At 63.7% G+C, this 15,502-nt stretch carries 14 protein-coding genes; 13 read left to right on the top strand and 1 reads right to left on the bottom strand.

Features of this window, described 5'->3' with window-relative positions:
- Positions 1–151 precede the first annotated feature (151 nt).
- The 12 genes from FQP90_RS01370 (at position 152) to FQP90_RS01315 (ending at position 11,358) form a co-directional block, all read left to right on the top strand.
- Complete coding sequence (locus tag FQP90_RS01370) at positions 152–484, top strand: hypothetical protein (protein WP_244296423.1); 333 nt, start codon at positions 152–154, stop codon at positions 482–484.
- A gap of 110 nt (positions 485–594) precedes the next feature.
- Entirely contained in the window at positions 595–1,101 is a 507-nt protein-coding gene (locus FQP90_RS01365; RefSeq protein ID WP_144647943.1) for a hypothetical protein, read from the top strand.
- Between the two features lie 18 nt (positions 1,102–1,119).
- Positions 1,120–1,743, top strand: coding sequence for an SIS domain-containing protein (locus tag FQP90_RS01360; RefSeq protein WP_244296421.1), 624 nt, complete (start codon positions 1,120–1,122; stop codon positions 1,741–1,743).
- A gap of 176 nt (positions 1,744–1,919) precedes the next feature.
- The gene (locus FQP90_RS01355; protein WP_144647941.1) at positions 1,920–2,990 is read left to right on the top strand and encodes an alkene reductase; all 1,071 of its coding nucleotides are present in this window, start codon (positions 1,920–1,922) and stop codon (positions 2,988–2,990) included.
- A 196-nt stretch (positions 2,991–3,186) separates the two neighbouring features.
- Complete coding sequence (locus FQP90_RS01350; RefSeq protein WP_144647940.1) at positions 3,187–3,885, top strand: GntR family transcriptional regulator; 699 nt, start codon at positions 3,187–3,189, stop codon at positions 3,883–3,885.
- A gap of 180 nt (positions 3,886–4,065) precedes the next feature.
- The gene (locus FQP90_RS01345) at positions 4,066–5,067 is read left to right on the top strand and encodes a sugar phosphate isomerase/epimerase family protein (RefSeq protein ID WP_144647937.1); all 1,002 of its coding nucleotides are present in this window, start codon (positions 4,066–4,068) and stop codon (positions 5,065–5,067) included.
- Between the two features lie 3 nt (positions 5,068–5,070).
- Positions 5,071–6,819, top strand: a complete 1,749-nt coding sequence (gene dhaL / locus FQP90_RS01340; RefSeq protein WP_144647935.1) for a dihydroxyacetone kinase subunit DhaL — start codon at positions 5,071–5,073, stop codon at positions 6,817–6,819.
- 2 nt (positions 6,820–6,821) lie between these two features.
- Complete coding sequence (locus FQP90_RS01335) at positions 6,822–7,304, top strand: ribose-5-phosphate isomerase (RefSeq protein ID WP_144647933.1); 483 nt, start codon at positions 6,822–6,824, stop codon at positions 7,302–7,304.
- A 2-nt stretch (positions 7,305–7,306) separates the two neighbouring features.
- Positions 7,307–8,296, top strand: coding sequence for a 3-hydroxyacyl-CoA dehydrogenase family protein (locus FQP90_RS01330; protein WP_144647931.1), 990 nt, complete (start codon positions 7,307–7,309; stop codon positions 8,294–8,296).
- A 20-nt stretch (positions 8,297–8,316) separates the two neighbouring features.
- Positions 8,317–9,081 carry an SDR family NAD(P)-dependent oxidoreductase gene (locus FQP90_RS01325; protein ID WP_144647929.1) on the top strand — a complete coding sequence of 255 codons (765 nt, stop codon included), beginning with the start codon at positions 8,317–8,319 and terminating at the stop codon, positions 9,079–9,081.
- Positions 9,082–9,225: 144 nt separating this feature from the next.
- Positions 9,226–10,575, top strand: a complete 1,350-nt coding sequence (locus FQP90_RS01320) for an MFS transporter (RefSeq protein ID WP_144647927.1) — start codon at positions 9,226–9,228, stop codon at positions 10,573–10,575.
- A 6-nt stretch (positions 10,576–10,581) separates the two neighbouring features.
- Positions 10,582–11,358, top strand: a complete 777-nt coding sequence (locus FQP90_RS01315) for a triose-phosphate isomerase family protein (RefSeq protein ID WP_144647925.1) — start codon at positions 10,582–10,584, stop codon at positions 11,356–11,358.
- Here the strand turns inward: FQP90_RS01315 and FQP90_RS01310 are convergent.
- Complete coding sequence (locus tag FQP90_RS01310; RefSeq protein WP_144648074.1) at positions 11,355–14,930, bottom strand: bifunctional RecB family nuclease/DEAD/DEAH box helicase; 3,576 nt, start codon at positions 14,928–14,930, stop codon at positions 11,355–11,357. The two genes, FQP90_RS01315 and FQP90_RS01310, sit on opposite strands and share 4 nt — an antisense overlap.
- Positions 14,931–15,044: 114 nt before the next feature.
- On the opposite strand from FQP90_RS01310, the gene FQP90_RS01305 reads away from it, so the two are divergent.
- Positions 15,045–15,497, top strand: coding sequence for a nucleoside deaminase (locus FQP90_RS01305; protein ID WP_144647923.1), 453 nt, complete (start codon positions 15,045–15,047; stop codon positions 15,495–15,497).
- The last annotated feature ends 5 nt before the right edge of the window (positions 15,498–15,502 follow it).

Below are 15,502 nucleotides of genomic sequence, written 5' to 3'. Positions count from 1 at the left end.
ATGATGGGCAAGGGAGAGAGTTTCGGCCAGAGTTGACCGAGGAGTGTCCGCGTTGTCGTCCATGAAAAACCCTCTGGTGCCAGGCGATGCTACCCGTCCCCACGCCGAACCCCTCCAATGCCCCCGATGCCGGTCCAACGAGCATCTGGACTTGGACACGATCGAATCCATCGAGCCGCACGCAGGCGAACTTTTGGTGTTCGTGTCCTACACCTGCTCGCGATGCGAAGTGTCCCGCGCGCACACCGCCGCGTTCCATGACGTGGCAGGGGTCCTCAACCGCAACGGGACGGTGTCAGGGCTCTTGCAATTCGGCGGACAGTACTTCCACTGCGGAGAACCCATGCAGTTCGCCCAGTCCTCGGTGCGAAGCGTGTATGCCCCCATGTCCACAGAGGACGTGGACGACGGCCTGCTGGACGTCTATGTGAAAACCCGGGTGATCCAGTGCCGTTGCGGCTTCAGGATGGAGCTGCCGGCATGAGGGTCCAGCGTCGTTTGGGGGTGCCCTGATCGGGGTACACCCCCAGTAGTAACCACAGCGTGGGCAACGAGCGGCGCCCACAGAAGCCGCTCACCAGGGAGGTAATCCACATGGATACAGGACAACTGGTTTTGATCATCGTGTTGGCCGTAGTCGTCATCGCCGCTGTGATTGTTGCGGTAGTGATAGGGCGCAGGAAGAAAGCTGAAGTCAATCGCCACCGAGCCGGCGAATTGCGGGAGAAAGCCGCCGAAGAAGCCATCGACGCCCACCGGGCGAAAGCCGAATCTGCCCAGGCGGAAGCAAACGCGCTGCAGGCCGAAGTCGAAGCGAACCGGCTCCGCCAGGAAGCCGAACGCCACGCCGAGAAGGCTAACGAAGCCCATGGACGTGTCGAAGAGCACCTCCGTCATGCGGACAAACTGGACCCGAATGTTGCGGACCGCTCGAATGGCGACCGCTCGAGCGTCCCGGATCGCGCCGGTGATGCCGATCGAGTCGGCACCACCGGTCGTTCGAATGCCTCTGACGGCTCCAATGCCGCCGAGGGCGAGCGTATGACGCGGGACCGTACTGGACGCGATGGATCCTCTCGCGAGGGTGACAGGAACTTGTAGGTTCAGAGGAGGTAGGAAGTGAGCATCGTGGTGAGGCGAACAGGTGAGGCAGTGCGGTCGAACGAGTCGAAGGCCACACGGCATGCGGTGGATGTAGTCCTGGGGCACTTGGGCGAGATCGGTCCGGCCGTTGCGGCCCTGCGCCGTGAATCTTCCAGGCTTGCCGAATGGGGCGAAGAACTGGCGCTCGTCAGGCTTCGCGGGGGAACTGTCTTCGCCGCGGGCAGTGACGGGTCTTCGCACGAAGCGCAGAGATTCACGTCGGAGCTCGCCGCCCACGATCCCGGAGACGGGTCCGGCTTCAAAGCGATCTACATTCCCAAAGGCGCCAGCGGATCGGACGGCGCCACGGCCAGCATCAGCACCCAGCTGACGGATCAGGTTCGCCGCGGCGACATTGTGGTCCTGCTGGCCGCGAAAGGCATCACCGACGAACTCAGGGATGCTGCCGCCGCTGCCAAAGCGGGTGGTGCTCGGGTGTGGGCTTTGACCGGCAAGGAGTCCAAAGAGCTGGCCGACTCGGTGAACGAGGCCATCTGCATCAACACTGATCCACCGCATGCAGAGGAAGCGCATCTGGTGGCAGTACTGGCGCTCTGTGAGTGCTTTGACGACGCACTGAAGAACCGTAAACGGGAGTAATCCGCCCAACTGACTGGCAGTAGTGGTTGTTTTGACGGCCCAGAACAACCACTACTGCCAGCTACATGCGCTTCCTCCCACTGCAGCTGCCATGTGATCCGCACCTCTTCCGGAATAGTTGCAGACGCCATGCAGTTGGGCAGAATGAACCCGTTTCATTCTGAAAGGAACTGCGCATGCTGTTTTCCCCCTTGGCCCTCGGCGAGCTTGAACTTTCCAACCGACTAGTGATGGCACCCCTGACGCGTCTCCGTGCGGGTGACCAGGGCGTTCCGGGTTCGTTGATCGCCGAGCATTACCGCCAGCGGGCTTCGCTTGGGCTGATTGTCAGCGAGGGAACCTACCCGACCCCGGCAGGCCAGTCATACCCGGGCCAGCCGGGCCTCGTTACCGAGGAGCAGATCGCCGGCTGGAAGCAGGTGACGGACGCCGTTCACGCTGAGGGTGGCCGCATGTTCGCTCAGATCATGCACGGTGGCCGTGTTTCGCACGCCGACATCACGGGAGGCCACGAGATCGTAGGCCCCAGCGCGGTCGCCATCGAAGGCGAGGTCCGCACCCCTAACGGCAAGCAGGCCTACCCCGTGCCGCGTGAACTCCGCACCGACGAACTGCCGGGCGTTATCCAGGAAATCGTCACCGCCTCCAAGAACGCCATTGAGGCTGGATTCGACGGCGTCGAACTTCACTCCGCCAACGGTTACCTGCTGCACGAGTTCCTTGCCCCGAACAGCAACGTCCGCACCGACAGCTACGGTGGTTCCCCGGAAAACCGCGCGCGCTTCGTGATCGAAACCGTTAACGCCGTGGTGGAAGCCCTCGGCGCCAACCGCGTGGGCATCAGGATTTCCCCGGAGCACAATGTACAGGGCATCGCCGAGGTTGATGCCGCGGATGTCCGGGCAACGTACGAGGTCTTGGTGGACACCATTGCCCCGCTCAACCTGGCGTACCTGAGCATCCTGCATCACGAGCCCAAGAGCTCACTGGTTCAGGACCTCCGCGAGCGCTTCAATGGAACGTTCCTGGTGAACACCGGCTTCAGCGAGATCACCACGCGTGACGAAGCGTTCGCCATCATCGAAGACGGCCTCGCAGACGCCGTGGTGGTTGGCCGCCCGGCCATCGCCAACCCGGACCTCGCCCGCCGCTGGCGCGACAGCCTGCCGCTCAACGAGCCGAACGCTGCCACGTTCTACGCCGACGGTGCCGAGGGGTACACGGACTACCCGTTCTACGCGAACTAAAGCGCAGCACCCCAAGATAGACCACGACGTCGGCACCCGCCTGGGGGCCGACGTCGTGGTTTAACACGTGGCCGCTCAAGTGACTGGCAGTAGTGGTTGTTCTGAGCCTCGATAACAACCACTACTGCGAGCGGGTTGGGGAATGTGACAGGGCGCTTACCTGGTCACGGGCCCGCGTTCCTATAGGATTTGGGGCATGGCTGAACCTTCCCCGACCGCTGGCCGTGCTGGCTTTCCCGTCAGCCGCCAGGTGCTGGCCGACCACGTCTACGAGGCCCTTTTGGAGTGGCTCATGGACGGACGGCTGGAACCCGGGGCGGCAGTGAGCATTGACGGGATGGCGCGGGAACTGGACGTTTCTCCAACTCCTGTTAGGGAAGCGTTGGCCCGACTGGAGCATACGGGGATGGTCCGCCGCGTTGCGCTCAAGGGCTATCGCGTGGCTCCTGTCTTCACTCGGGAGGACTTTGCCGAACTGATGGAGGCACGGCTGTCCATCGAGCCGGTCAATGCCCGTTTGGCCTGTTCGCGCATGACGCCCGACGGCTTGGAGGCGCTGAAGCAAGCGGTCGATGACCTCAAGACCGCGCCGCGCGGAGGCACGTTTGCCGAGTACCGCAACTACCTCGAGGCCGACGAGCGGTTCCATCAACTCATCGCCGCGCAGGCGAACAACCAATTCCTCCTCGCCGCATACAACACCCTCGGCGGCCAGATCCAACGGTTCCGGCTGTTCGGGGGAGTGGGCATCACCGACGCAGAGCAGGCTATTGCCGAGCATCAGGCCGTGCTTGACGCCATGGCCGGTGGTGACCCGGAGAAGGCCGCAGAAATGATGATCGACCACGTCCAAAAGGTGCGTGGCCGGGCGATGGCTGACGCTCCGGAGGATTAGGCCTGCGCTCATCCTTGGGCTCGCTGGCAGTGCTGGCGGGCCCTTTTTACTGAGATCCGTGACCCTCTTCACAGGCATATGTAAGACATATAGGATCTAGGAAGTTTCGCAAAAGGGTTGACAGCTTTGCTTGGTTCGTAAATCCTATAGGAAACAGGATTCCACGAAGGAGTGATCATCATGGCGTACACCGCCGAGAATTGGCCCATCACCGCGGCCCTCCTGCAGTTCCCCGGCACCGACGCTGCGGGGCAGCACGTCAACGACGCCGACGCTTCCGTTTGGGCTTCTGTCCTCCAGGAAGTGAAGGACGCAGGTTTCGCGAACGCGGACCTCACCGATAGCTGGGTTCGTCCCGGTGACCTCAGCAAGGACCGCCTCGCCGAGTTCAAGAAGACGGCGGACCAGGTAGGCATCGGTATTCCGGTCATCTCCGCCATTCGCCGCAGCGTCATCCACACCGCGGATTGGGCCGACAACTTGGCGTACAGCCACCGCACCATTGACGCCGCTGCGGAGCTCGGCTGCGAAGTGGTGTCGTTCGGGCTCCATCAGGCCATCACCCCGGAGCAGCAAAAGCAGCTGTGGTTCTGGACAGTCGAGGGCTACAAAGATCCGGTGGGGGACAAGGAAGCGTGGGGCAACGCCGTCTCCCGGATCCGAGAACTCGGCAAGCACGCAGCAGAGGCGGGCATCCTGCTCTCCCTGGAAATGTACGAGGATACGTACCTCGGCACGGCGGACTCATCGGTTCAACTGGTCCAGGACATCGGCCTGGACAATGTGGGCCTCAACCCCGACCTCGGCAACCTCATCCGCCTCCACCGACCCATCGAGGACTGGCGCGAGATGGTGGCCAAGACGCTGCCGTACTCCAACTACTGGCACATGAAGAACTACATCCGCGACGAAGACGTGGCCCGTGACAGCTACATCACCATGCCGGCCCCGATGGAAAGCGGACTGATCAACTACCGCGAGGCTTTCAAGCTCGCGCTGTCCGTGGGATTCCAGGGCATCCTTTGCACCGAGCACTACGGCGGCGACGGCCTGAGTGTTACGGCCAGCAACCAGGACTACCTCCGCAGGCACGTCCTGCCGAAGACGGACGGCTATGCCCTCGGACAGAGCCAGGTTGCCCAAGGACGCCAAAAGCCCGCGGCCGAATTCGCAGGAGTCTAGGAAATGACCCAAATTTTCGATAACCCGGCAGACTTTGCCGATGAAGCGCTGGACGGGTTCGTGGCCGCCAATCGCGGATACGTGGCACGCGTCGATGGTGGCGTGGTCCGGTCCACCGAGGTCCCCCACGGCCAGGTAGCGCTGGTGGTTGGCGGCGGCTCCGGGCACTACCCGGCCTTCGCGGGGCTGGTAGGCCCAGGCCTTGCAGCGGGATCGGCGTGCGGCAACATGTTCGCCTCGCCGGCGGCCGGCCAGGTCTACCGCGTAGCCAAGGCAGCCAACGCCGGTGGCGGTGTCCTGCTCAGCTACGGTAACTACGCCGGCGACGTCCTGCACTTCGGCCAGGCACAGCTCCGGCTGAACGCCGAGGGCATTGAGACCCGTACGGTCACCGTCACGGACGACATCGCCAGTGCACCCATCGAACAACTCGAAAAGCGCCGCGGCATCGCGGGCGACCTCACCGTTTTCAAGATCGCCGGCGCCGCCGCTGAAGCGGGACTGGACCTTGACGGCGTCGAGCGTTTGGCCATCAAGACCAATTACAGGACGCGTTCGCTGGGTGTGGCCTTTGACGGGTGCACGCTCCCCGGCGCAACCGACCCGCTGTTCCACGTACCGGCCGGGCAAATGTCGCTGGGCCTGGGGATCCACGGCGAACCCGGTATCTCCGAACACCCCATGCCCACCGCTTCCGAGCTGGCCGAACTCCTGGTGTCCAAGCTGCTCGCGGACAAGCCCGAAGACGCCGGGGACCGCGTGGTCGCCATCGTCAACGGCTTGGGCACTGTGAAATACGACGAACTGTTCCTGCTGTTCGGCAAAGTTGAGAAGCTGCTCACTGCCGCCGGACTCACTGTTGTTGAGCCCGAATGCGGCGAGCTGGTGACCAGCCTGGACATGTCGGGGTTGTCCCTGACCTTGCTGTGGTTGGACGAGGAACTCGAGCAGTACTGGGCTGCCCCCGCTGACACGCCTGCGTTCCGCAAGGGCAGCATGGCGCCCCGAGCACCTCGCGCCGAGGCAGCATTCGACGACGCCGAAACCGCCGACGTCGAACTTCCCACCCCGGCTGCCGCTGAACTTGGGCGGCAGGCCGTGGCGATTCTCGCCCAAGTGCGGGACGTCGTCGTCGAGCATGAAGCGGAGCTCGGCAAACTGGATGCGATCGCCGGCGATGGCGACCACGGTATCGGCATGCGCCGCGGCGTCGATGCTGCAGCGGCCGCCGGTGAGGCTGCGAGTGGTTCTTCAGTGGCACGTGTCCTGGCGACGGCTGGCGAAGCGTGGAGCGAGCGAGCCGGTGGGACGTCGGGAGCGTTGTGGGGTTCGGCAGTCATCGCGGCCGGGCAGTCGCTTGGAAACCGCGAAACATACAGCGCCGATGACGCAGCTGCCGCCGTGAAGGCCTTCGTTCGCGCCATCACGGAACTGGGCAAGGCCGATCCCGGGGACAAGACCATGGTGGACGCGCTCCTCCCCTTCCGGGACGCCTTCCTGGCGGAGCTCGACGGCGGTGCTCCCGTTGACCGGGCCCTGGCAGTTGCCGCTGCGGCCGCCGAGTCCGCTGCCGCCAGGACAGCGGAGCTGCGTCCGCTCAAGGGTCGTGCCCGTCCACTCGCCGAAAAGAGCCTCGGCCACCCCGATCCCGGTGCAGTCTCCTTTGGGCTGATCACCGCCAGGATTTCTCAATTCATCGATGCACAACTGGCCCCCGCTTCTTCAGCGGCACCGGCCGGAAACGGAGCCTGAGCATGAGCAACACCCAAGGCTGGCGCATTATCGTCGGCAACGACGAAGCCGGCGTTGAATACAAACAGGCACTCGTTGCCCTGTTGGAAGCCGACCCGCGCGTGGCGTCCGTAACGGACGTGGGCGTTGGGCCCAACGATTCCACCGCCTATCCGCACGTCGCCGTCGATGCCGCCCGCAAGGTGGCCCAGGGCGAAGCCGACCGGGCACTCCTGATCTGCGGAACCGGCCTAGGTGTGGCGATCGCAGCCAACAAGGTCCCCGGGATCCGCGCCGTCACCGCCCACGACAGCTACTCCGTGGAGCGGTCCGTCCTCAGCAACAACGCCCAGGTCCTCACGCTCGGCCAGCGGGTGATTGGCTTGGAACTGGCCAAAAAGCTCGTAGGCGAGTGGCTCGACCACCGCTTCGACCAAAACTCATCCTCCGCCGCCAAGGTGGACGCCATCTGCTCCTACGAGCCCGACTACACAAAGGCAGTCTGATCATGACCATTTCTGAAGCAACCGAAGGTTCCGCGAACAACGCAGCCCGGAAGATCGCCGTCGTGGGTTCCGGCTACATGGGTGGCGGCATCGCGCAGGTACTGGCGCTCGGCGGCGCCCGCGTCGCGCTGGCCGATGTGTCGGCCGAAGTGGCGCAGAAGAACTACGACCGCCTGCTGGTGGAATCGGAGCAGTTCATCGCGGACGGACTTTTCCCGGAAGGCTCCACCGAGATCCTCAACCAAAACCTGTGGGCTGCCAAGGACATCGAAGAGGCTGTTTCGGATGCGGACTTCATCGAGGAGTGCGTTCCCGAAGTTTTGGAGATCAAGCACCAGACCCTCGACCGGATCAGCGCTGCGGCCCGCCCGGACGCCCTCATCGGATCCAACACGTCCACCATTTCCATTGCTTCCCTGGCCGAAGCCGTGACCAACCCGGAGCGGTTCCTGGGCGTGCACTTCTCCAACCCCTCGCCGTTCATTCCGGGCGTCGAGGTCATCCCGCACGCCGGAACCTCCGCGGCAACGGTTGCAGCCTCCCGCGAGCTGGTCCACGCCGCCGGCAAGCAGACAGCCGTCGTCAAGGACGTCACCGGTTTCGTGCTCAACCGCCTGCAGTACGCGCTGTTCCACGAAGCGGCGCAGCTGGTGGAGCAGGGCATCGCAACAGCGGACGACGTCGACACCCTGGTGCGTACGACGTTCGGCTTCCGCTTGCCATTCTTTGGTCCGTTCGCCATTGCGGACATGGCCGGTTTGGACGTCTACAACTTCTGCTACAAGTCGCTGCAAACGGGCTTCCCGGAACGATTCGCTACGCCGAAGATCCTGTCGGACCTCGTCGAAGCAGGCAAGCTCGGCACCAAGACAGGCGCCGGCTTCCTCAATGTCCCCGCCGAGCGCACTCCCGAACTCATCGCCTACCGCAACAAGGCCTACGTCGCCATGCAGAAGCTCATTGAAGAGCTCGGCCCGGCACCCATCAACTGACTCTTACCAGGAGAACACACATGACTTTCCCTAGTGAACGTACCGCAATCGTCACCGGCGCCGTCTCTGAACGCGGCATTGGCCGCGCCACCGTCAACTACCTGGCCGCCCAAGGGTGGAACATCGGCATCATCGACCTCGACGACGCCGCCTGCAAGATCGCAGCCAAGGAAATCGCCGCGGAATACGGCGTCCAGGCCCACGGTGTTGGTGCCAACGTTGCCAGCGAAGCCGAGGTCCGTGCCGCGATCGACGAACTCGAAAACGAACTGCCTCAGATCGTCGCCCTGGCCAACGTGGCCGGAGTCAGCTCACCCGTCGGGTACCTCGAACTCGAACCCGCCGAGTGGGACCGCGTGCTCAACATCAACCTCAACGGCGTCCACTACGCCACCCGCCGTGTGGCCGAGTCCATGGTCAAGCACCGCATCGGCCGCATCGTGAACATCTCCTCCGTGTCCGCGCAGCGCGGTGGCGGCACGTTCTCCAAGACCCCGTACTCGGTAGCCAAGGCCGGCGTCATTGGCTTGACCCGCGCCACGGCCCGGGAACTCGGCGAATACGACATCACCGTCAACGCCATCTCACCTGGTCCCATCGACACAGACATCATGGGCGGCACCCTGAGCCAGGAACGCAAGGACGAACTCACCAAGGACCTCGTGGTGAACCGTGTGGGCTCCACCCGTGACATCGCCGCCGCTATCGCCTTCCTCATCAGCGAGGACTCCGGATACATCTCCGGCCAGACGCTGAATGTGGATGGCGGACTGTACATGCACTAGGCCGTCATGCGGACCTGGACACGAGAACGCAAGATCTACCTTGCCGTGGGCATCCTTGCCTGCGCAGTGGGCATGGTGCTCATTTTCTTCCCGCGCTGATCGCGGCTGCATTAGTCATTTCCTGTCACTCAAAGAGGAGTTTCAATGTCTGTTGCCACCAATTCCACTCGGGAGTTGCTGGACACGCCGGTCCTCAAATCGGCGATCTCCAAAGCGTCGCGGCGGCTCATGCCAATGCTCGTCATCCTGTACGTGGTGGCCTTCCTGGACCGCACCAACGTTGGCTTCGCCGAAGCCGCGCTGGAAGTGGACAGGGGTATCACCGCAGGCGCCTACGCCCTGGGCGCCGGCATCTTCTTCATCGGCTACGCACTGTTCGAGATCCCCAGCAACCTGCTGCTCACCAAGTTCGGCGCCAAGGTGTGGCTTGCCCGCATTGCGATCACGTGGGGCATTGTGTCCGCGTGCTTCGCCTTCGTACAGGGTGAGACGTCCTTCATCATCCTTCGCTTCCTGCTGGGTGTTACCGAAGCCGGCCTGTTCCCCGGCGTCATCATGTTCCTCGCAGCCTGGTTCCCCAACAAGGTCCGCGTGAAGATGTTCGCCATCTTCTACCTGGCCCAGCCGTTCTCGCAGATGATGGGTGCGCCGTTGTCCGGTTGGCTCATCAACATCGGCGATCAGGTTCCGGGCGTCGCAGGCTGGCAGGTCATGTTCTTCGTTGAGGGCATGCTCGCCGTCCTGGCCGGTATCGCGGCGTACTTCTTCCTCATCAACAGCCCCCAGGATGCCAAGTTCCTGACCAAGGAAGAGAAGACGGCGCTGTCCGACGTCATGGCGTTGGAGGACACCGTCAAGGAAGAGACCGGTCCCCGCGGAGTCCTGGCGTCCATGCGGAACGGCCGTGTCTGGTACTTCACCGTCATCTACTTCTGCCTTCAGGTAGCGGTGTACGGCGTGACGTTCTACCTGCCACAGCAGGTGGCGCAACTGACCGGTCAAAAGGTGGGCATCGCCGTCGGACTTCTGGCTGCGATCCCATGGTTCTTCGGCATCTTCGCCTGCTACTTCATTGGCAAGGCCGCCAACACGGTGGCTCGTCGTCGCCGCTGGGGTACGGCGCTGTTCATTTCCACCGGCCTCTGCATCTTCGGGTCCGCTTGGGCCGGGGCCAACCAGCTCCCGGCGCTCGGGATTATCTTCATCACCCTGGCGGTGTGCAGCTTCCTGTCCACAGGTCCCATTTGCTGGTCGTACCCGACGGCGTTCCTCACCGGAACTGCCGCCGCTGCGGGCATCGGATTGATCAACTCGCTGGGCAACCTGGGTGGGTTCGTGGCTCCGATCCTGCGCACCACGGTCAACCAGGTCACGGCCTCTGACACCGGCACCATGGGTGTCTACGCACTGGGTGTGTTGCCGTTCGTCGCGGCGCTGCTGATGTTCGGTACCAAGCGGTTCAGCAACAAGGCCGACGAACTGCTGGGAAAGTAAACCGTGATGCTGCCAGCTCCTGACGCAGGCCTGAACACTATGTTCATCGGTGTCAGCACCAAAATGTACATGGGCTACGCACAGTCCTTGGCGTGGTTGGAGCACTTGGTGGCGGAAGTGGACGCCCGTCCGGCCCTGGCGGCCGGGCGGGTGTTCCCGTTTGTGATTCCGTCGTTTCCCGTGTTGCCCGAAGCCGCGCAGTTGGTGAGCGGCACGCCCTTGGTGCTCGGCGCGCAGAACTGCAGCTGGGCCGATGGGCCGTGGACCGGGGAGGTTTCACCGGGGATGCTTGCTGAGCTCGGCGTTGGGCTCGTGGAGATCGGTCACGCGGAACGGCGTCGCTACTTTGCCGAAGACGAGGCGATGATCGCGCTGAAGGTGGGTGCCGCCGTTGATGCTGGATTGACCCCGTTGCTGTGTGTGGGGGAACTGGAAGTCAGTGAGCCAGCGACGGCGGCCGATACTGTGTTCCGGCAGATTAAGGCAGCGGTATCGGGTGATTGGTCCGTTGCCTCGCATCTGGTGGTTGCTTATGAACCGGTGTGGGCGATCGGTGCTCCGGAACCTGCCTCGGCCACGTATGTTTCGCGGGTCACGGCGGCGTTGCGGGACTCGTTGGGTCAGCACGGACTGGGCGGCCTGCCCATCATTTACGGGGGCTCCGCGAAGCCTGGCCTGTTGCCGCAGTTGGACGGGGTTTCGGGACTCTTCCTGGGCCGCTTCGCGCATGACCCGACCAACTTCGGCCGGGTCCTCGACGAAGCCCTCGCCGGCCGACGCTAACTCCCTGCGCGCTGGCACAGGGCCACGAAGCCGCCCAGGTTTTCCAGGCCTTCTGGATGGGTAGGCAGGTAGTTGGTCAGCTCCGGTGAACGTACGACGACGGCACGCCACTGCCCGCGCGAGACCGCCACGTTGATGCGGTTGCGTGAGAGCAGGAACTCCATGCCGCGGGGGACCTCCCCTGCTGCGGAGGCGGCCATGGACACAATAACCACGGGCGCTTCCTGGCCTTGGAACTTGTCCACGGTACCTACGCGAACCCCGCCCAGTCCGGCGGCCCGAAGCTGGTGCTTGATCAGCTGGACCTGCGCGTTGTAGGCGGCGACCACCAGGATGTCGGTCTCCTCCAGAGGGCGTGGTTCGGAGAACTTTGATTCAGCGGACTGGGAGGGGTCGAGCCAGAGCAGGCCGAGGTGGGCCTGGACCTGCCGCACCACCTCTGCCGCTTCCTCGGGTGAGTTGGTGGAGTTTCCCGTGTGGGGGACATAGACACAGGAAATTCCCGGACCGGCCCCTTCCAGATGGCGCTCCTTGGCTGCCGGTGCTGCCTCCAACCGGTTGTCGTAGGAGAGCCCTGAGACTGCGCTGCAGAGATCGGGATGCATGCGCCACGACAACGCCAGGAAATAGCCCAGTTCAGGTGGCAAGGTGTTGTAGCCATCGGACAGCCAGCCGAGTGCTGACTCATCCACGGGCTCCGGGTGCTTGCCCTGCGTGACCTGCGGCAGCTGCTGCGGATCACCGAGGAGGAGGAGGCGCTTGGCAGCGCGGCTCACGGCCATGGTGTTGGCCAGGGAGAACTGCCCGGCCTCGTCGATGACCAGCAGGTCCAGCGAGCCGGCGGGAACCGAACTGCCCACCATTGTCCAGGCGGTTCCACCAATAAGTGCGCCGCCGGGCTTGGACAACAGCTCTTCGACATCACCCTTTCCGCATTGTTTCCACGGCACGGGGTCGCCATGTTTGACCTCCTTTGCCACCCGCTGCGGATCAACGCCGGCCTTTTGCACTGCTGCGCAGAGCATGTTCTCCACCACAGCATGGGACTGGGCCACCACCCCCACTTTCCATCCCTCAGCGACAAGCCGGGCAATGACGTGCGAACCCACGAACGTCTTACCGCTGCCTGGAGGCCCCTGGACGGCAAGGTAGGAGTTGTCCAAATCCTTCACTGCGCCGGCGATGGCATCGATGTAGCCATCCGGCCCGGCCCCCACGGGAGGCAATGAGGCCAGGGTGCGAAGCTGCGGAGGCTGCCGACGCACCAAGTCCAATGAACAGTCCCGGGGCCAGGACGGCAACGAGGCACAGAGCTTTGTGGCCAAAGCTGCCAGTGCCGCCCGCTGGCCGTCCGTGGAAATGGGACTGTCCGGGGTCAGGGCCATGGGGAGTTCGCTGTACTCGGCTGCGCCGCGGGGGAGCCGTTCCGAGATGGTGACAGTCTCGGCGTCGTCCATTTCACCGACTTCCAGGACCTCCGTACCGCCCCAACCGGCGCGGCCGAGCACGGACGACTCCTTGGCGGCCAGGGCATCGGGCAGGGGAGAGTCGAACATCCGGAAGTATGTCTTGCCCGGTTCCAGTCCTGAGCCGTCGCCGGAGCGGCCCACCAGCCGGGTGACGCGCACCGGATTCTTGCGGGGAGTCGGTTTCGCCCAGTCCTGCAGTACCACGCCACGTTCCACGGTGAAGATGTCACGGCCGTCCTCCCATTGGGACACGGGCTTCTCCAATCGGTCGAAATGCCCCCACCAATGCTGCTTGTCCTCGCGTCGGTGGTACCCGACACCAGCGGCGACAATCCCCACGGCACGGGCATCGGGCGTGGACCGTTCCGTCTCCGGCAGGCCGGCCAAATAATCCGTCAGGGCAGTCTCTTCGGGCGCGGCCTCGTACTTGGGCTGCGGCTCCCCGGAGGGCGGGACATCTTCAACCAATCCACCGGGCACGATGGATCGCTCTGCGGCCCGGGCGAGCAACCAGTTGCGCAGTTCCAGCGTGGACAAGCAGTCGTACTGGTTGTAGTCCCTGATGCCTTCCAAGATCGCAGCGGCTTCCTTGGGATGCCCGGTATCCCTGGCCGTGCAATAGTCCGCATAGGCAACTACGGAAGCGCCGGCGTCGGTCACATCACCGGAACGAAGATGCTGTCCCATGTAGAGGGGCTCGAGTTTCTTGATGCTGTAAGAATTCTCGGAGACCCGGATGCTGTGCCGGACGGTGTCGTAAAGGTCCACCAGGACTCCTTGGCGCAGGAGGTCGTCCACCGCGGTTTCGCCCACCACATGCGCCAAGGAAAGGTTTCTCAGCGCCGTCTTTTCGTAGGCAGCGTAGTGGTAAATGTGCATGCGGGGATAGGTGGCACGGCGTTTGGCCACGTAGTCCAGGAAGTCAACAAACGCTTGGCCTTCTTCGGCTCGGGAATGTGCCCAGAAGGGGCGGAAAACAGGTTCAGCCCCGGTTTCCACGGGGTTCTCGATGACGCCGAAGAGGTACTCAAGCCCCCACTTTCCTGTGGCCGGATCCTGCCACAGGGGATCGCCTTCGAAGTCGAAGAAGATATCGCCCGGGTCCGGCGCCGGGAGCCGGCCGAGGGTGTTGTCCGGGAGGACGTTGTAGCTGACGGCCTTGGCCTCGCCAGCTTTGTCCGTATACCTGACCGTGCCGTCAGGGGTACCGGTGCCGGTTTGAAGCCGGGCTTGCTCGCGGAGTCGCAGCATCATCGAATCGCCTGAAGCGGGCTGTGCCGCCAGTTGGTCGATGGTGGTGATGCCGGCCTCGATCAGCTTCTTGCGCCGGCTGATGCGCATACCAGCCACCATCAGGAGGTCCCGATGCAGCCGGACCTGTTCAGCGCAGTAGTCACAGCGGCCGCACGCAGAGTATCGGGCGTCGCCCCATTGAACCGGGCCATCCTCGGAAATATGGGTGGCCGTCATGCGGAGGAAGCGTTCGCGGCGTTCCTTGAACACCGGGAGGATTTGCGCGAGGGGATGGTGGCTGTGGACTCTGTTGCCGAGGACCAGCGTGACGGTGGGATCAGGCGTGATGCCGGCCTGCAGGAGCTGATCTCCATAGGCGGCCAATTGCAGAAGGGCTGTGACCTTGGCGTGCCTTGCGAGCTTGGTGTCGAAGACGGCGTACTGGCCGCCGGGGCGTTTCACCAGGAAGTCGGAGCGTCCGTGGAACTGGCCGTCGAAGAAAGCTGCCTGGAACACGATATCCGCCCCGGATCCCAAGGCTCTGATGGATTCCGCGTGCTTGGCCGAAAGGGCGGCGCGGTCCATCGCTGTGGCGGGGACGACGTCGTAAACGCCTTTTCCTGTCGCCGGATCCCACGGCCCGAACTCGGCCACGAACTCATCCAGCACGCGGTGCTCGTGGACGTCGCCCAGCTTGGCTGTGCGGTCCAGCATGGCGTCCGGTGCGAAATCCGGCTTGGTGGTGCGGTCGAGTTTTTCGTCGAGCTTCCGGAGAAGTTGGTATTCGCAGGTAGCAGCGATGACGAGGTCGCTGGCCGAGAAGACCAGGTCCTTGGGTGCGCCTGCAGTCTCCGGATCGAGAAAGAACACCGCGACCCACCTACCTTCCATGCTGTGGTTAAACCCTTGCAGCCAAGCTATCAGCGGGCTCTGACAATAGAGAGAGCAGGCAGCTTTGAGCGCCGTGCACTTTAGACTGCACCCATGACTGAAACAGCCCGCATCGCAGACCCCGCTTTCGAAGCCGCCTATCAAGCCGCGCAGAAGAGCCTCAGCGAGGGCGGGATTCCCATCGGGGCCGCACTCGCCCGCGGCGGCGTGGTCATCGCGAGTGGCCACAACGAGCGCGTGCAGCACGGTGACCCGATTGCCCACGGCGAGATGTCCGCACTGCGGGCCGCCGGGCGGCAGAAGAGCTACCGTGACACCACGCTGTACACCACCCTGGCACCGTGTGCGATGTGCACGGGGACCATCATCCAGTTCAAGATTCCGCGGGTAGTGGTTGGAGAGGCAGAGACCTTCCCGGGCGAATTCGAGCTGCTGCGTTCACGCGGGGTGGACGTGGTGGTCCTGGACGATTCCCGGTGCGTGGACATGATGCGCGCCTTCCAGGAGGAGCATCCGGAGCTGTGGGCCGAGGACATCGCGGAATAGCCGCC

The organism is Paenarthrobacter nitroguajacolicus (assembly GCF_007786235.1).
Taxonomy (GTDB): Bacteria; Actinomycetota; Actinomycetes; order Actinomycetales; family Micrococcaceae; genus Arthrobacter; species Arthrobacter nitroguajacolicus_A.
Note: the sequence above shows the minus strand (reverse complement) of the source record. Positions and strands in the feature narration are given on the sequence as shown.